Here is a 15,799-nt window from a genome sequence, read left to right as displayed (position 1 = left end):
ACACCGCGCCGCCCCCGGGCCTCAGCGCCGGGTGCGCCCCCTCCACCGTCGCCTCCAGGTCCTGCGGGTAGTGGTTTCTCCCGCGCAGGATGATGAGGTCCTTGCGCCGCCCCGTGACGTACAGCTCACCCTCCGGCCGCAGGAAGCCCAGGTCTCCGGTGCGCAGGTACGGTCCGTCGTCCTCACGCGCGATGCGCGCCTGGAACGTCTCGCGCGTCGCCTCCTCCCGGCCCCAGTACCCCTGGGCCACGCTCGGTCCCGACACCCAGATTTCGCCCACCACCCCAGGCGCACGCCGCTCCAACGTCTCCGGGTCCACGATGGCGACTCGCTGCTCCGCCAGCGTCTGGCCGCACCCCACCAGCGTGCGCGCACCGGGCTCCGCCGCGCCCACTTCCTCCGCGCGGTGCCGCTCCAGCCCCTCACCCGAAATCGTCACCGACACCGGCGGCGCCGACTTCTCGCCTCCGGAGACGATGAGCGTGCCTTCCGCCAGCCCGTAGCACGGGTAGAAGGCCTCGCGCCGGAAGCCACTGGGGCCGAAGGCCTCCACGAAGCGCTCCAGCGTCTCCGGCCGAATCGGCTCCGCGCCGCAGAAGGCCACCTCCCACCGGCTCAAGTCCAACGCCCGCCGCTGCTCCGGCGTGCTCTTTCTCACGCACAAGTCGAACGCGAAGTTCGGCCCGCCGCTGATGGTGCCCCCGAAGCGCGACACCGCCTCCAGCCACGCCATGGGCCGCTTGAGGAAGGCCATCGGCGACATCAACGTCACCGGGAAGCCTCCGTACAAAGGCTCCAGGATGCCGCCGATGAGGCCCATGTCGTGGTACGGCGGCAGCCAGATGACGCCCACGCTGTCCGCGCGCGCACCGAAGGCACCGTGGATGAGCGACAGGTTGTGCAGCAGGTTGCCGTGCGTGAGCATCACGCCCTTCGGCGTGCCCGTGCTCCCGGACGTGTACTGAAGGAACGCGAGCGACTCCGCGCCCAGGCCCTCCGGCGCAACCCAGTCCCGCTCGCCGCCCTCCGGCAACTCGTCCGTCGCCATCCAGTGCAGTGCCCGGAAGTCCGGCGCCTGCTCGAAGACGAAGTCCGACAGCCCGAGGATGCCCGACGTGGTGAGCACCACCGACGCACGTGCATCCTGGATGATGGCGCGCAGGCGGGGCAGGGTGCGCTCCAGCCGCAGCGGGTCCGGCGGATACGCGGGCACCGCCACCGCTCCCGCGTACAGGCAGCCGAAGAAGCCCGCGATGTAGTCCAGCCCCGGTGGGTACAGCAGCAGCACGCGCTCGCCTTGCGCGCCACGCTCTCGCAGCGCGGAGGCAATCCGCCGTGCTCGCACGTCCAGGTCGGACGCGCTCCACACGGTCTCTTCACCGTCATCACCCAGGAATGTGTAGAGGGGCGCCCGGGCGGACGGATTTTGGGCAAGCTTCAGCAGTACGCCAGGAAGGCATTGGGAGAGGTCGGTCACGGGGGGGCCGTCCAAGTGTCGAAAAATTTCGACACTTCATAGCAGCCCGACTGCTCAATCCCGTAGACACCCCCGGTAATGAATCACGGGAGGCCTTGCCCTCAGGCGCGGCCGAACAGCCCCTTCAACCACCCCATGAAACCTTTCTGCTTTGACACGATAGCGACGTCCGGCGCCGCCTCCTGAACAACGGGCGGAGCCGCCGCCACCTTGCGCGCCGCCGGAGCCGCGTTTCCCGGTGTCACGACCGGAGGCACCGGCGCCGGAGCGGGCTCCTCCTGCGCCAGCCGAGCCTTCACCGACTCCGGCGTATCACGGGTAGTGAACGTGCTGACGACCTCGCGCCCCGTGGTGCCTTCCTTCGCGGTCACCTTGAGCAGCGATTCGTTGTTCACCTCGAACGTCACCGACACCTGCACCGCGCCGCGAGGCTTCTTCGGCAGGCCCGCGAGCCGCAGCGTGCCCAGGTATTCATTGTCCTGCGCGCGGTCTGAGTCGCCCTGGAAGACGGTGAGCTCCAGCTCCGTCTGTCCGTCCCGGTGCGTGGAGAGCGTGTAGCTCTTGGCCGCCGGCAGCGACACGTTGCGCTCCAGCACCGGCTTGAAGCGCCCACCCGGCAGCCCCACGCCAATGGCCATGGGCAGCACGTCGATGAGCACCACGCCTTCCATCTGTCCCAGGCTGTGCGCCAGGAGCGCCGCGCCCAGCGCCACGGCCTCGTCCGGGTGCACGCCCTTGCTGGGCGGCCGGCCGAAGAACTTCGTGATCTTCTCGTGCACCAGCGGGAAGCGGCTCTGCCCACCGACGAGGATCACCTCGTCGATGTCCGTGGGCTTCAGCCCCTTGGCCTGGAGCACCTCCTCGCAGACCTGGACCGTGCGGTCCACCAGCCCCTCCGTCAGGGCGATCAACTTCTGCCGCGTGAGCGTGACGTCCAGGTCGTACGGCTTGTTGTCGATCATCGTGATGAAGGCCACGTGCACCCGCATCTCGGAGCGCTCGGACAGGGCGCACTTCGCCCGCTCCGCCGCGTCGTTGATGCGCTGCAGGGCCACCCGGTCCCCCTGGAAGGCGCGGCCCGTCTGCCGCTGGAACTCCTCCAGGAGGTACTCCACGATGGCGTTGTCGAAGTCGATGCCGCCCAGGAACGTGTCGCCGCCGGTGGAGATCACCTCGTAGACGGTGTCGTGCAGCTCCAGCACCGACGCGTCGAACGTGCCGCCGCCCAGGTCGTACACCAGCACGCGCTGGTTGAGCTTCTTGCCGTAGCCGTACGCCAGCGCCGCCGCCGTGGGCTCGTTGAGGATGCGCTCCACGTACAGGCCCGCGAGCTTGCCCGCCTCGCGAACCGCGTGCCGCTGGTTGTCGTTGTAGTAGGCGGGCACCGTGATGACCGCTCGCGAGATGATCTGGCCCAGCTGGTTCTGCGCCACCTCACGCACTTCGCGGAGGATCAGCGCGGAGATCTGCTGGAGCGAATAGATGCGGTCACCCAACCGCACCGCCGCCTCGCCGGCCTGGCCCGCGGCGATCTCGTAGTGGAAGCGGCCCTTGATCTGCCCCACGATGGGCGACGCGTACGGCCGGCCCACCAGCCGCTTGGCGCCGTACACCGTCTGTCGCGGGTTGGTGAGCATCTGCCCCTTCGCGGGGTGGCCCACCACCAGCTTGCCGCGCTGGTTGAACGCGAGGATGGAGGGCACCGTGTTGTGGCCCTCGCGGCTGGGCAACACCCCGGGCTTGTTGCCGCGCACGAACGCGGCGCACGAGTTCGTCGTCCCCAGGTCGATGCCGATCACCGGCCCCGTCCGGGGCGGCTCGTCGATGGTCAGCCCCAGCGCGGCATCCGTCACCATCTCCAGCGCGGGCGCGGCGGCAGCGGCCGGGGAGTCCATCCGGGCCGAGGCGCCAGGGACCGCGGCCACGGCCGGGGGCAGGGCAGGGGCCGCCGCCGGGGCGGGCACGGAGAAGTCGGCGGGGCCCACGCCGTTGGGCACGGGCGGCACGTCCGACTGGGCGTGCGGGAGGATGGCGACCGCGGCGTCCAGGAACCGGCGGGTCGGGGGATCCGCCTCCCCGAACTTCAGACCCATGCCGGAGATGCCCTGGCCCTGCTGACCGGTGACGAAGTGGACGATGGCCGCCGTGTAGAGGAGCCGGTCGCCGCTTGCCAGGCGGAGGTCCAGGGTAACGGCCGTGCCTGGGGGGCGCACGGCCTTGGCGCGCAAATAGATGCCGCCCCGGGTGATGTTGCCCCCGTATTTCGCGAGGAACTCCTCGGGGGTGGCGAAGGGCAGCTTCACCACCAGCCCGACCGCCCCCGCTTGATTCAATTCCGCCAAGGCCCGGTCCCAGTCCCAATAAGTGTTGGTGGGACGCCGAGTATCACCTGAAGTCCCCGGGAACGAGCGGCAAAAAACCTTCTTCCGTTGCGCGGCAGCCGCGCAAACCGTATGGACACGCACCCGCCGGGCGCTGGTGCCCCGCGGGGCCTCCGGGAGCCCCCATGTTGAACCCCGATATCCGGCTGGCCCTCACCTTCGACGACGTGCTCCTGCTGCCCGGTGAGAGCGCCGTCACCCCGCGTGATGCCGACCTCACCACCCGCCTCACCCGCAACATCCGGCTGAACGTGCCCCTGTTGTCCGCCGCCATGGACACCGTGACGGAGGCGCGCACCGCCATCGCCATGGCCCAGGAGGGTGGCATTGGCGTCATCCACAAGAACATGACGCCCGAGCAGCAGGCCCTGGAGGTCCTCAAGGTCAAGAAGTTCGAGAGCGGCATGGTCGTGGACCCCATCACCATCGAACCCAAGGCGCCGCTCGCCCGCGCCCTGGAGTTGATGAAGATGCACGGCGTGTCCGGCGTGCCCGTGGTGCAGGGCAAGCGCCTGGTGGGCATCCTCACCAGCCGCGACGTGCGCTTCGAGAAGAACTTCTCCCAGAAGGTCGAGGACGTGATGACGACGAAGCTCGTCACCGGCCGCGAGGGCATCCCCCAGGACGACGCCCAGAAGCTGCTGCACGAGCACCGCATCGAGAAGCTCCTCGTCGTGAACGAGGCCTACGAGCTCAAGGGCCTCATCACCATCAAGGACATCGAGAAGCGCCTCACCCACCCGTTCGCCGCCAAGGACGCCAAGGGCCGCCTGCTCTGCGCCGCCGCCGTGGGCGTGTCCGCGGACCGCGAGGCCCGCATCGACGCGCTGGTGAAGGCGGGCGTGGACGTCATCGTCGTGGACACCGCGCACGGCCACTCGAAGGGCGTCATCGAAGGCGTGCGCGACACGCGCAAGAACTTCAAGGGCTTCGATCTCATCGCCGGCAACGTGGCCACCGCGGAAGGCACGCGCGCGCTGATTGAAGCGGGCGTGGACGCGGTGAAGGTGGGCATTGGCCCGGGCTCCATCTGCACCACCCGCGTGGTGGCCGGCGTGGGCGTGCCCCAGGTGACGGCGGTGGACGACTGCGCCCGCGAGGCGGACAAGCACGGCGTGCCCATCATCTCCGACGGCGGCATCAAGTACTCGGGCGACATCGTGAAGGCGCTCGCCGCGGGCGCCAGCTCCGTGATGATCGGCTCGCTGTTCGCCGGCACGGAAGAGTCCCCCGGCGACGTCATCCTGTACCAGGGCCGCAGCTACAAGAGCTACCGGGGCATGGGCAGCCTGGGCGCCATGAAGCAGGGCGCCAAGGACCGCTACTTCCAGTCCGACGTGGAGGCGGTGAAGCTGGTGCCGGAAGGCATCGAAGGCCGCGTCCCGTACAAGGGCACGCTCTCCATGAACGTGCACCAGATGCTGGGCGGCATCCGCAGCGGCATGGGCTACGTGGGCTGCGCCACCATCGAGGAGCTGCGCACGAAGGCCACCTTCACGCGCATCACGTCCGCCGGGCTCAAGGAGAGCCACGTGCACGACGTCATCATCACCGAGGAAGCGCCCAACTACCGGATGGAGTAGGGCGTCAAATCGCCCCAGAGCCTCACCGTCACCGGGAGGCTTCGGGGCAGGGGAGTCTCCCCCGGTCAGAGCGCCGGGGGAGGACCGCGGGGGACTACTTGCCGCGACGCTTGCCGCTGCCCGTGGACGTGTCCTCGGCGGGGGCGACCGTGGCGGACACGCGCTTCTCCGCCGAGTTCACGCTCTGGAGGAGCGACTCGCGGTCGTCCGGGTCCAGCGTCTCGATGGCCTTCTTCAGGGTGCCGAAGTCCAGGCGGGCCACCGTGACGGTGTTTCCACCCTTGATCTCCTGCACCGTGGGTACGGCCACCAGCTCACGCAGGTAGGTCTCGAACTCCACCCGCACGTCCGCGGTCTGCTGGATGCAGGCGTCCTTGGCGTTGACCAGGTTCTGGCTGCCCTCGCGGTAGCTCAGGTCCGGGTTGCGGGACATGGCCTCCTCGAAGGTGTGGGTGCGGTCCTTCAGGGAGGAGTACAGGTTGACGTAGTCCACCAGCCGGTCGGACTCCGGACGGTTCACGTCCCGGGCCTTGTTGAGGGGCGCGGAGGTGTCGTCACAGGTGAGCTTGGACAACGCCTCGACCCCGGGCGCGTCCTTCACCGCGACGCTGCGGGTGTCACGCTCCAGACGCTCGTCGGAGGTGATCTCCTTCACGCACCCCGAGGCGGACAGGAGGAGCATGGCTGCTGCAGTGGAAGCGGACAGGCGGCGCACGAACAATTGACGGCCTTTCAGCGTTGATTTCCCGAAGTTTGTAGCGATAAGGGCCCCCACCCGTCAACGACGCCCCCTGGGAGAATCGCCGGTGGACCTGCACTCCGAGAAGATCCTGATCCTTGATTTCGGGAGCCAGTACACCCAGCTCATCGCCCGCCGTGTGCGCGAGCTGGGCGTCTACTGCGAAATCCACCGCCCGGACCTCCCCGCCGCCGACATCCGGCAGTTCGCGCCGAGGGGCATCATCCTCTCCGGCGGGCCGGCGTCCGTGGAAGCGCCCGGCTCCCCGCGCTGCGACCCCTTCGTCTTCGAGGCCGGCGTCCCCGTCCTGGGCATCTGCTACGGCCTCCAGCTCATCTCCAAGCTCCTGGGAGGCCGCATCGACCGGGGCGCCCACCGCGAGTTCGGCAGCGCGGCGGTGGAGGTCCTGAGCGCGCGAGGCCCCTTCGCGGAGTTCCGCCCGGGCGACCAGGTGCAGGTGTGGATGAGCCACGGCGACCGGGTGGACGAGCTGCCGCCCGGCTTCGAGGCCATCGGCCGCAGCGGCAACTCGCCCTTCGCGGCGGCGGCCCACAAGACGAACCCTTGGTACGGCTTCCAGTTCCACCCGGAGGTGGTCCACACGCCGCAGGGCAAGGCCATGCTGCGCGCCTTCCTCTTCAACGACTGCAAGGTCTCCGGCTCGTGGACGATGAAGGGCTTCATCGACGAGGCGGTGGAGACCATCCGCAAGCAGGTCGGTGAAGAAGGCCGCGTCATCTGCGGGCTGTCCGGCGGCGTGGACAGCTCCGTGGCGGCGCTGCTGCTGCACCGGGCGATTGGCCCCCGGCTCCAGTGCATCTTCGTGGACAACGGTGTGCTGCGTCAGGGCGAGCGGGCGCAGGTGGAGGCGCTCTTCGTGGACCGCTTCCACGTGCCGCTGAAGACGGTGGACGCGCGCGAGCGCTTCCTGTCGAAGCTGGCCGGCGTCACGGATCCGGAGCAGAAGCGGAAGATCATCGGCCGGGAGTTCATCGCCGTGTTCGAGGAGGCCTCGCGAGACGTGCAGGACGCGGGCTTCCTGGCGCAGGGCACGCTGTACCCGGACGTCATCGAGTCCGTGTCCTGGAAGGGCCCGTCCGTCACCATCAAGAGCCACCACAACGTGGGCGGCCTGCCGGAGCAGATGAAGCTCAAGCTGGTGGAGCCCCTGCGCGAGCTCTTCAAGGACGAGGTCCGCGCCCTGGGCCGCGAGCTGGGCCTGCCGGACGAGATGGTCTCCCGTCAGCCGTTCCCGGGTCCGGGCCTGGCCATCCGCGTGCTGGGCGAGGTGAACGAGAAGCGCCTGGACCTGGTGCGCCGCGCGGACGCCATCGTGCAGGAGGAGATCCACAAGGCCGGCCTGTACAAGGAAGTGTGGCAGGCCTTCGCCGTATTGCTGCCGGTGCAGAGCGTGGGCGTGATGGGCGACGAGCGCACCTACGAGTCCACCTGCGTGCTGCGCGCCGTCACCAGCGTGGACGGGATGACGGCGGACTGGGCCCGCATCCCGTTCCCCATCCTGGAGAAGATCTCCTCGCGCATCACCAACGAGGTGCGCGGCATCAACCGCGTCGTCTACGACATCTCCTCCAAGCCGCCCGCCACCATCGAGTGGGAGTGAGGCGGTAGGACTCAGGTGACAGCGCGCCGGATGGCTTCCTCCACCGGCGACGTGTCCTCCGGGAGCCGGGCCAGGCTCAGGGGCTCCCGGGGCAGCAGTGGCGGCTGCGCCATGAAGCGCGGCCGCGTTCCTTTGTGGGGTTGGGCCGAGTGCACGAGGAAGGGGTGGCACAGGTACACCGTGCCCGCCGTGCCCGTGGCCAGAACTTCCTGCCGGTGGGCGGACTCCGCGAAGCCGTTGGCCGCGAGCTGACGGAGCGTGAGGCCCGCTTCGCCCGCGGGGCCCAGCAGCCGGGCGATGTCCTGGTGCGAGCCCACGCGGATGCGGGTGGGCGCGTCGTCCTCGCCCACGTCGGAGAAGAGGAAGAGCATCAGCAGCGCGCGGCCCTTGGAGGCGACGTTGGCGCGCCACTCCATGAAGTCCGGCTTGTCGAAGTCGAACCCCACGTCGATGTGCCACCCCGCGTCGCCCGGATCCTCCGGAGAGGGGAAGCGCACGGGGAACGTGCCCATCGCCCCGAGCGGCAGCCACCGCCCGGCACCGACGAGCTCGTCGTACGCCGCGTGCAGCACGGGCGTGTTCGCCGCGTCCACGAAGGGCTTCTGGGTGTACATGCCCAGGCGGATGACGGGGCGGGTCCAGGTGGCGGGTTGGTCCGGGTCACACCCCGTGTCCCGCCAGAGGAGGGCCCGGGCTTCGTCCGCGACCTCCCGGGGGAAGGCCCCGTCGATGCGAAGGTACCCGTCCCGCATGAACTGCTCGGCGCGCGCGTCCATCTGTCTCCTGTCCCCGGGGGAAGTGCCGGGGCGCCGTGACTTCACTCCAGGTAGCCGCTCTCCCTGACAAAGGTCTTCACCGCGGCGGTGTCCGCGTAGTCCAGCTCGATCATCCGCTGGAGCGCCGCCTGCTTGTCCGGGGCCTTCGCATGGTACGCGCGGGCAATCGCATAGCCCACGTAGTAGCCCAGGTCCGCCACGCCGTCCGCGTTGTCCGGGCCCGACCAGAGCCACGGGGAGAAGCGCGTCGAGTCCTGGGCCTCGCGGAACCGTTCGCGCAGCTCCGCGTCGTGCTGGGGGCCATAGGTGACGTAGGCCAGCGCGGGCAGCCGGCCGGTGACCTGCTCGGCCACGAAGTCCGCCACGCCCTCGTAGACGATCCAGTCCACCAGCACGTCCGCTGGGGCCTTCTGGCGCGTGTGCACGGCCTCGTGGGCGATGAGCAGGTCCAGGCCTTCATGCGGGCGGCTCTGGAAGTAGGCGCCCAGGCCCGCGCGCAGCTTCGGCGGCAGCTCGGACACGTCCACCCGCGCGTCGCCGGTGGCCAGCTCCGCGCCCAGGAGCACCCGGCCGTCCAGCGCGGTGCCGCTGGAGTTGAGGGCGCCCACGGTGAAGTACACCTCCGCGCTCCCCAGCCGGGGGTAGAGGGCCCGGAAGCGCTCCAGCGTGGGGGCCACGTGGGCCACGGCGTCCCGGGCGCGCGACGTCAGGGGACGGACCGACTCCCAGAACCGGGGGTAGTCGCGGATGGCGTCCACGTAGCCCTGCGCCGTGTAGCGCCTGGCGCGCATGAAGCTGTGCAGCCCCGGCGTGCCCCGGTCGACGTAGAGCGCCTGGAACCGGGCCAGTTGCTCGGATGGATCCGTCGTGGCCCGCACGGCGTCGTAGGCCTCCCAGAAGTGGTCCACGTCCACCGTGGAGACCACGTCCTGGACCGTGGCGGGCGCCGGCTCCACGGGCTGCCTCGCGGCGCAGGCCGGCAGCGCGAGGGCGGCGGCGAAGAGGGCAGGGCGGAGGCGCATGGAGTTCCTGGAATGGGGATGAACGAAGAGGCTGCCCGGAGCGAACCGGGCAGCCTCTGGGGTGCTTCAGGAAGCCAGTGGGAAGACTACCCCGCCGGGTTCGCCTTCACCGGCGCGACCTTGGTGCTGCCGGGGCGCAGCTCTTCCAGGACGCGGTTGGCGCCGTAGATCTTCTGGAGCGCCTCGATGATGGCCTCCGAGTGCACGGCCACCGTGCGGTTCACGGACTCGTCGAAGCCGTACTCGCCGCCCAGCGACTGGATGTTGCCGTCGAACACCAGGCCGACGACCTCCTGGTTCTTGTTCAGCACGGGCGAGCCGGAGTTGCCGCCGATGATGTCGTTGGTGCTGACGAAGTTCATCGGCGTGGTGCCGGTGATGACCTTCTCCGACTTCACCCACGACTTGGGCAGCGCGTACGGCTCCTGGCCCGTGGCGTGCTCGAAGGTGCCGGACATCTGGGTGATGGGGGCGACCTGCTGGCCCTCATCCGTGTAGCCCTTCACCGAGCCGAAGGACACGCGCGGAGAGAAGGTCGCGTCCGGGTACTGGCTGGTGCCGTAGATGTCGAACTTCGCCTTGGCGACGAGCTCGCTGTTCTTCTTGATGATGGACTCGACGTCGTCCTCGAACTTCTTGCGGATGGCGCGGGCGTCCGGATCCGCCAGCAGGGCCAGCTGGACCATCGGGTCCTTGGACGCGTCCACGGCCTTCTTGCCGCCGTCCCAGAGCGCCTTGCGGGCCTTCGGGTCCTTCAGCGTCGTGCCCTTCACCACGCGGGTGGCGAGTTGCTCCGGGGACTCCTTGCCCAGCACCTTCTTCACGAACGGGTGCTTGGCGCCCAGCTCCTCACGCATCTTGGTGAGGCCGAACGTCAGGCGGGCGATCTCCAGCTCCGGGTAGATGGGCGCGGGGCTGAAGAGCTGCGCCTTGAGCGCGGTCAGGTTGGCGTCGTTGAACTCGCGCAGCCGCTGGCCGTTGTCCTTGGGCAGCTCGTCGCCGGCGCGCACCAGCGCCCGGGCGGTGTGGAACAGGCCGGAGGACAGCCCATTGCCCTGCTCGAGGAAGTTCAGGTCCTTGCGGAGGGTGATCAGCTGGGCCTCCGCCTTGGCGATCTCGTCCCAGGCGGCGGCGTACTTCTTCTTCAGCTCGGGGTTCGCGTCGACCTTCTTGCGCAGCTCCTGCTCCGCGGCGACCTTGGAGGCGAAGAACTTCTTGTCGAGCAGCGCCTCGTGGCGGCCCTTGGACGCCTTCAGGCCGTTCTCCACGCCGAACAGGAGGTTGCTGGAGATGCGCTTCTGCTCGGGGCCGCGCTTCTGGAACTCGGTGAGCATGCCGCGCAGCTCGGAGAGGTACATGAGCGTCTTGGGCAGGGACACGTCGCGGGTGTACTCCAGCTCCGCGATGGTCAGCGCGCGCGAGGTGCGGCCCGGGTTGCCGGCCACGAACGTGAGATCGTTCTCCTTCGCGCCGCCCTCGGACCACTTGAAGTAGTCCGGCGTCTTCACCGGCTGCTTGTCCTGATAGACGCGCACGAACGTCACGTCCAGGTCGTAGCGGGGGAACTCGAAGTTGTCCGGGTCACCGCCGAAGAAGGCGATGGCGTGCTCCGGGGCGAACACCAGGCGCACGTCCTGGAAGCGGCGGTACTTGTACAGGTTGTACTTGCCGCCCTGGTACAGCGTGACCAGGTCGCAGCGCACCTTGTCGTCGCCGTTGGAGCAGGCCTTCTCCACCTTGGACATCTCGGCCTTCAGCGTGTCCGAGTACTGCTTGCCGGTCAGCGACGCGGTGGCCTTGTTGAGCTGCTCGGTGACGTCGGTGATCTCGACGAGCTGGTTCACCTCCATCGCCGGGCACTGCTTCTCCTCGGCCTGCGCCTTCGCGTAGAAGCCGTTGGCCAGGTAGTCCTGCTTCGCGGTGGACAGCTGCTCGATGCAGCCGCGCGCGCAGTGGTGATTGGTCATCACCAGGCCGTCCGGCGACACGAAGCTGGCGGAACAGCCGCCGGCCAGACGCACCGCGCCCAGGCGGAGCTTGTCCATCCACTGCTGATCCGGCTGGAAGCCGTACTTCTCCTTCACCTTGGCGGCGGGGAAGTTGTTGTACGTCCACATGCCTTCATCGGCGAGCGCCGGAGCGGCACCCACGAGGGCGGCGATGACGACCAATCGCTTCATTGAATGGGATCCTTTCGGGCCGCGGGACAGAGCTCCGCGGGGACGGGGCGTTTGTGAGGGATGGCCCAGCGTCGGTCAAGCTGGGAAAGCGCCCACGCCCACCGCAGAACGTCCGAGCGCCCAAACGATTCCCTGGGAGGCTCACCGGGCAGGCGCTTTCCCCACCCGCCGGGTCCCGACGCAGCGCGTCCGGCCCCGCTCAGGCGGCCCGTGCGCGCACCCACGCGCCCGGCGTGGTGCCCAGGACGGCCCGGAAGTCCGCGATGAGGTGGGCCTGATCGTAGTAGCCCGCACCGGCGGCGATGCTTCCCCAGTCCGGCCGTGCCCCCTGGGCGGTGGAGGCCTGGAGCGCGCGCTGGAAGCGCACGATCCGGGCGTAGGACTTGGGTCCCATGCCGAGCACGTCGTCGAAGGCGCGCCGCAGGTGCCGTTCGCTCACGCCCAATGTGCGGGCCAGATCCGCGACGCGAGGGAGTTCCCCGGCGTCGGTGAGCAGGCGGATGCCTCGCCGCACGAGGTATGCGGCGACCGGTTCGTAGACGTCGTCCCGGTGGAGCCGAGCCACGAGCGCGGCCTCGAGCGTACGCAGGCGGGCCTGGGGGGAGGGAGCTTCCGCGAGCGCTTCGCGGAGCCGGGCGCCGTCCGCCTTGCCCCAGAGCGTGTCGATGGAGAGTGACCGGTGGGCCAGCTCCGACATGGGCAGGCCGAAGAACGGGTACGCGCCGCCGGGCTTGAACTGGATGCCCAGCGTGTCGGGCGGAACCTCCGACGGCGCCTTGCGCACCACGTGTTCCCGGGGGCCCAGAGCGTGAACGTCACAGGTGGTGGAGGTGACGCGGATCACCAGCTCGACGGTACCGTCCGGCACGCGGACGTAGTCGCCGTGGGAGGGACCACGCCAGAGCACGCGCACGCGCTGGACGAAGCGGGACAGGTCGGCCCGGGGGGCCAGCGCGTTGTCTGCCAGGGTGGCCATGCGGGAGGAAGCATGGGACGGACGGACCCTCGCTTCAACCCGGGCCCCGGGCAGGATGGCCGATTCCTCCAATCGGGCGGCGGGCCCGGTCCGTACCTTGCCGGGCATGCGAATCCACCACCTCAACTGTGGAACCCTGTGTCCCGCCAGTGCCCGGTTCGTCACGGGCTCGGGCGGCCTGTTCGAGCGGGCCCGGATGGTCTGCCACTGCCTGCTGCTGGAGACGTCCCGGGGGCTCGTGCTCGTGGACACGGGCCTGGGGACCCGGGACGTGCAGGACGCGCAGGGGCGTCTGGGACAGCGCTTCGTGAGACGGAACACGCCCCGGTTGGACCCGGCGGAGACGGCGCTGGCCCAGGTGGAGCGGCTGGGCTTCCGGCGCGAGGACGTCCGGCACATCGTGCCCACGCATATGGACCTGGATCACGTCGGCGGCCTGTCGGACTTCCCGGACGCCCAGGTCCACATCTTCGGAGACGAGCACGCCGCGGCGGTGGTGCCCCCTGTGGCGGGCGCGAGGCACGGCTACAAGCCGGTGCAGTGGGCCCATGGACCGAAGTGGAGCCGGTACGCGGTGGAGGGTGAGCGCTGGTTCGGCTTCGAGGCGGTGCGGCTGATTCCAGGCCTGGACGCCGAGGTCCTGCTGGTGCCGCTGACGGGCCACACCGCGGGCCACTGCGGCGTCGCGGTGAAGGGGCCCGGAGGCTGGGTGCTGCACGCGGGGGACGCGTACTTCAGCCACCACGAGGTGGATCCGGTGGCGCCGCGAAGCCCGTGGGGCCTGGCGCTGTTCCAACGGCTGTACTCCGAGGACAACGCCGTGCGGCTCCAGAACCAGGAGCGCCTGCGAGGGCTGGTGCGCGCACACGGGCACGAGGTGAAGGTGTTCTCAGCGCACTGCGCCGTGGAGTTCGATCGGATGCACGCGGGCTGAGGCAACGCGGCAACGCGGTAGCATGGCGGGACCTTGCGACGTGCTCTGCTCTTCGGCTCCCTCCTGTGGTCGCTGTCCTCCGCATCCGCCGCTGAACCCGCTCGGGTCCAGGTGCTGAAGGCCGCCCGCCTGTTCGATGCGAAGGCGGGGAAGATGATCACCCCGGGCGTGGTGGTGGTGTCGGAGGGAAGGGTGGTGGGCGTGGGCCCGAAGACGCCCGTGCCGGAGGGCGCGAGCATCGTGGACCTGGGCGACGCCACGTTGTTGCCGGGCTTCATGGACGCGCACACGCACATGACGGTCGAGCCCGGTCCGGACTGGAGAAAGGACCTCATCGACGGGTTCCAGCGCACCATCCCTGAGCAGACGCTGGACACGCTGCCGTGGGCCCGAGCGACGCTGATGGCCGGCTTCACCACCGTGCGAAACCTGGGCGCGGAGGACTTCATCGACGTGGGCCTGCGCAACGCCACCGCGCGCGGCATCGTGGTGGGGCCGCGCATCCTCGCGGCGACGTCCAGCCTGAGCTCCACGGGCGGGCACTGTGACTACGGCAATTCGTTCCGCAAGGGACTGCTGGCCCAGGACGCCAGCCGCGGCGTGGCGGATGGGCCGGACGCGCTGCGCGCCAAGGTGCGCGAGAACGTGAAGTACGGCGCGGACGTCATCAAGGTCTGCGCCACGGGAGGCGTGATGAGCCTCAACGCGGATCCGGACGCACCGCAGTTCACCCAGGCGGAGCTGGACGCGGTGGTGGACGAAGCGCACGCGCACCGGCGCAAGGTGGCCGCGCACGCGCACGGCGCGGAAGGAGCGAAGCGGGCCATCCGCGCGGGCGTGGATTCCATCGAGCACGGCACGCTGATGGACGATGAAGGCGTGGCGCTGATGAAGCAGAAGGGCACCTGGTACGTGCCCACGGCCTTTGCGTTCTTCGGAATCAAGGAGCTGGCGGATCAGGGCAAGCTCCCGCCGGACACGGTCGCCAAGCTGCGCGCGGTGGACCGGCGGAGGGAGCATGTGCTGCGCAAGGCGATCTCCTCGGGCGTGCGCATCGCCTTCGGTACGGACGCGGGCGTGTTCGCCCACGGGCGCAACGCGGAGGAGTTCGCGCTGCTGGTGCAGGCCGGCCTGACGCCCGCGGAGGCCCTGCGCACCGCGACGGTGAACACGGCGGAGCTGCTCGGGGTGTCGGACAAGCTGGGGACGTTGGAGCCGGGGAAGCTGGCGGACGTGGTCGCCGTGCCGGGCAATCCGCTCCAGGACATCCGAGTGACGCAGAAGGTCTTCTTCGTGATGAAGGAAGGCGTCATCCACCGCGACGACACAGCGACCGGTTTACGCACCGCGCCGTAAGGTTCACGGTCCGGAACGCCGGGCTGACCGACCGCGTCACGCTCCGGGCCAGCGCGCCCCCGGGCCGCGGGCACAGCGAACTTGTCCGACTGTCGGACAGGTTTTCATCGTTCGCCGGGCCGGCGCGACCTTGGGCTCCAGGCGCAGCGAACTTGTCCGACAGTCGGACAGCTTTTCATCGCCCGCCGGGCCAGCGCGCGCCCGTGCCGCGAGGACCGCGAACTTGTCCGACAGTCGGACAGCTTTTCATCGCCCGCCGGGCCAGCGCGCCCCGGGGCATCGGGCACCGCGAACCTGTCCGACTGGAGGGTTGCGCGGAATAAGCAATCCGCTGGGTCCCGTAGAAGAGAGATGACTTCAGAAGAAGGAGCCTCCTGCGCCTCTGCCGAGCAGCGGGGCAGGCGCCGCGTCGCGAAGGACCCGACTCCGCGCTTCAAGGGAGCGGAGCGCGAGGTGCTTGCCGCCGCTGAGCGACTGGTGCCGCGGGAGCACCTGGCCCGGAAGGTGCGAGAGGTGGTGAAGCGCTTTGAGCTGGGGCGGGTGGAGGCGGGGTACTCGGCGTTGGGACAGAAGGGGTATGCGCCGCGCGAGTTGCTGGCGCTCTGGGTGTACGCCAGCCTCGTCGGCGTGCACCAGGGCACGCAACTGGCGCATGCGCTGCAGACGGACCTGGCGCTGCGGCTGTTGAGCGCGGGCCACTGCGTCAGCCGCTCCGTGCTCAACCGCTTCCGCGCCAGCCAGGGCCCCCTCTTCC

At 69.6% G+C, this 15,799-nt stretch carries 11 protein-coding genes and 1 pseudogene; 5 read left to right on the top strand and 7 right to left on the bottom strand.

What is annotated here, in order from left to right; genetic code table 11:
• A partial coding sequence (locus D7Y11_RS35925; RefSeq protein WP_148139256.1) for a fatty acyl-AMP ligase occupies positions 1-1,477 on the bottom strand: 1,477 nt, incomplete at its 3' end.
• 101 nt (positions 1,478-1,578) lie between these two features.
• Entirely contained in the window at positions 1,579-3,819 is a 2,241-nt protein-coding gene (locus D7Y11_RS35920; protein ID WP_126935934.1) for a TIGR02266 family protein, read from the bottom strand.
• Positions 3,820-3,983: 164 nt separating this feature from the next.
• On the opposite strand from D7Y11_RS35920, the gene guaB reads away from it, so the two are divergent.
• On the top strand, positions 3,984-5,441 hold the full coding sequence (guaB, locus tag D7Y11_RS35915; protein WP_121753490.1) for an IMP dehydrogenase: 1,458 nt from the start codon (positions 3,984-3,986) through the stop codon (positions 5,439-5,441).
• Positions 5,442-5,535: 94 nt separating this feature from the next.
• Here the strand turns inward: guaB and D7Y11_RS35910 are convergent, their stop codons facing one another.
• Positions 5,536-6,123, bottom strand: coding sequence for a hypothetical protein (locus D7Y11_RS35910; RefSeq protein WP_120576902.1), 588 nt, complete (start codon positions 6,121-6,123; stop codon positions 5,536-5,538).
• Between the two features lie 124 nt (positions 6,124-6,247).
• Here D7Y11_RS35910 and guaA point away from each other — a divergent pair, with 124 nt between their 5' ends.
• Positions 6,248-7,801 (top strand): glutamine-hydrolyzing GMP synthase, encoded by a 1,554-nt coding sequence (gene guaA / locus D7Y11_RS35905; protein WP_120576898.1) that lies wholly within the window; start codon positions 6,248-6,250, stop codon positions 7,799-7,801.
• Between the two features lie 11 nt (positions 7,802-7,812).
• Here the strand turns inward: guaA and D7Y11_RS35900 are convergent, their stop codons facing one another.
• The 4 genes from D7Y11_RS35900 to D7Y11_RS35885 all read right to left on the bottom strand — a co-directional run bounded on the left by D7Y11_RS35900 (position 7,813) and on the right by D7Y11_RS35885 (position 12,755).
• Positions 7,813-8,577 carry a phytanoyl-CoA dioxygenase family protein gene (locus tag D7Y11_RS35900; RefSeq protein ID WP_120576897.1) on the bottom strand — a complete coding sequence of 255 codons (765 nt, stop codon included), beginning with the start codon at positions 8,575-8,577 and terminating at the stop codon, positions 7,813-7,815.
• Positions 8,578-8,618: 41 nt separating this feature from the next.
• Positions 8,619-9,599: a DUF2268 domain-containing putative Zn-dependent protease gene (locus D7Y11_RS35895; RefSeq protein ID WP_120576896.1), complete on the bottom strand. Its 981-nt coding sequence runs from the start codon at positions 9,597-9,599 to the stop codon at positions 8,619-8,621.
• Between the two features lie 86 nt (positions 9,600-9,685).
• Positions 9,686-11,779 (bottom strand): S46 family peptidase, encoded by a 2,094-nt coding sequence (locus D7Y11_RS35890; RefSeq protein ID WP_120576895.1) that lies wholly within the window; start codon positions 11,777-11,779, stop codon positions 9,686-9,688.
• Positions 11,780-11,978: 199 nt separating this feature from the next.
• Positions 11,979-12,755, bottom strand: coding sequence for an AraC family transcriptional regulator (locus D7Y11_RS35885; protein ID WP_126935933.1), 777 nt, complete (start codon positions 12,753-12,755; stop codon positions 11,979-11,981).
• Positions 12,756-12,861: 106 nt separating this feature from the next.
• Between D7Y11_RS35885 and D7Y11_RS35880 the strand changes: the two genes are divergently transcribed.
• The 3 genes and pseudogenes from D7Y11_RS35880 to D7Y11_RS35870 form a co-directional block, all read left to right on the top strand.
• Positions 12,862-13,689, top strand: coding sequence for an MBL fold metallo-hydrolase (locus tag D7Y11_RS35880; RefSeq protein WP_199753882.1), 828 nt, complete (start codon positions 12,862-12,864; stop codon positions 13,687-13,689).
• 33 nt (positions 13,690-13,722) lie between these two features.
• The gene (locus tag D7Y11_RS35875) at positions 13,723-15,045 is read left to right on the top strand and encodes an amidohydrolase family protein (protein ID WP_120576892.1); all 1,323 of its coding nucleotides are present in this window, start codon (positions 13,723-13,725) and stop codon (positions 15,043-15,045) included.
• Positions 15,046-15,396: 351 nt separating this feature from the next.
• Positions 15,397-15,799: pseudogene (locus D7Y11_RS35870) on the top strand (hypothetical protein); the annotation flags it as partial.

Origin of the sequence: Corallococcus sp. AB018 (assembly GCF_003986945.1) — a bacterium.
Classification (GTDB): domain Bacteria; phylum Myxococcota; class Myxococcia; order Myxococcales; family Myxococcaceae; genus Corallococcus; species Corallococcus exiguus.
This window is presented reverse-complemented; position numbering and strand designations above follow the sequence as displayed.

Bases quoted from the DNA above. Each gene is read 5' to 3' on its own strand.
- guaB (WP_121753490.1), top strand. From the start codon at position 3,984: ATGTTGAACCCCGATATCCGGCTGGCCCTCACCTTCGACGACGTGCTC.
- D7Y11_RS35910 (WP_120576902.1), bottom strand. From the start codon at position 6,123: ATGCTCCTCCTGTCCGCCTCGGGGTGCGTGAAGGAGATCACCTCCGAC.
- D7Y11_RS35885 (WP_126935933.1), bottom strand. From the start codon at position 12,755: ATGGCCACCCTGGCAGACAACGCGCTGGCCCCCCGGGCCGACCTGTCC.
- D7Y11_RS35900 (WP_120576897.1), bottom strand. From the start codon at position 8,577: ATGGACGCGCGCGCCGAGCAGTTCATGCGGGACGGGTACCTTCGCATC.
- D7Y11_RS35890 (WP_120576895.1), bottom strand. From the start codon at position 11,779: ATGAAGCGATTGGTCGTCATCGCCGCCCTCGTGGGTGCCGCTCCGGCG.
- D7Y11_RS35880 (WP_199753882.1), top strand. From the start codon at position 12,862: ATGCGAATCCACCACCTCAACTGTGGAACCCTGTGTCCCGCCAGTGCC.
- D7Y11_RS35895 (WP_120576896.1), bottom strand. From the start codon at position 9,599: ATGCGCCTCCGCCCTGCCCTCTTCGCCGCCGCCCTCGCGCTGCCGGCC.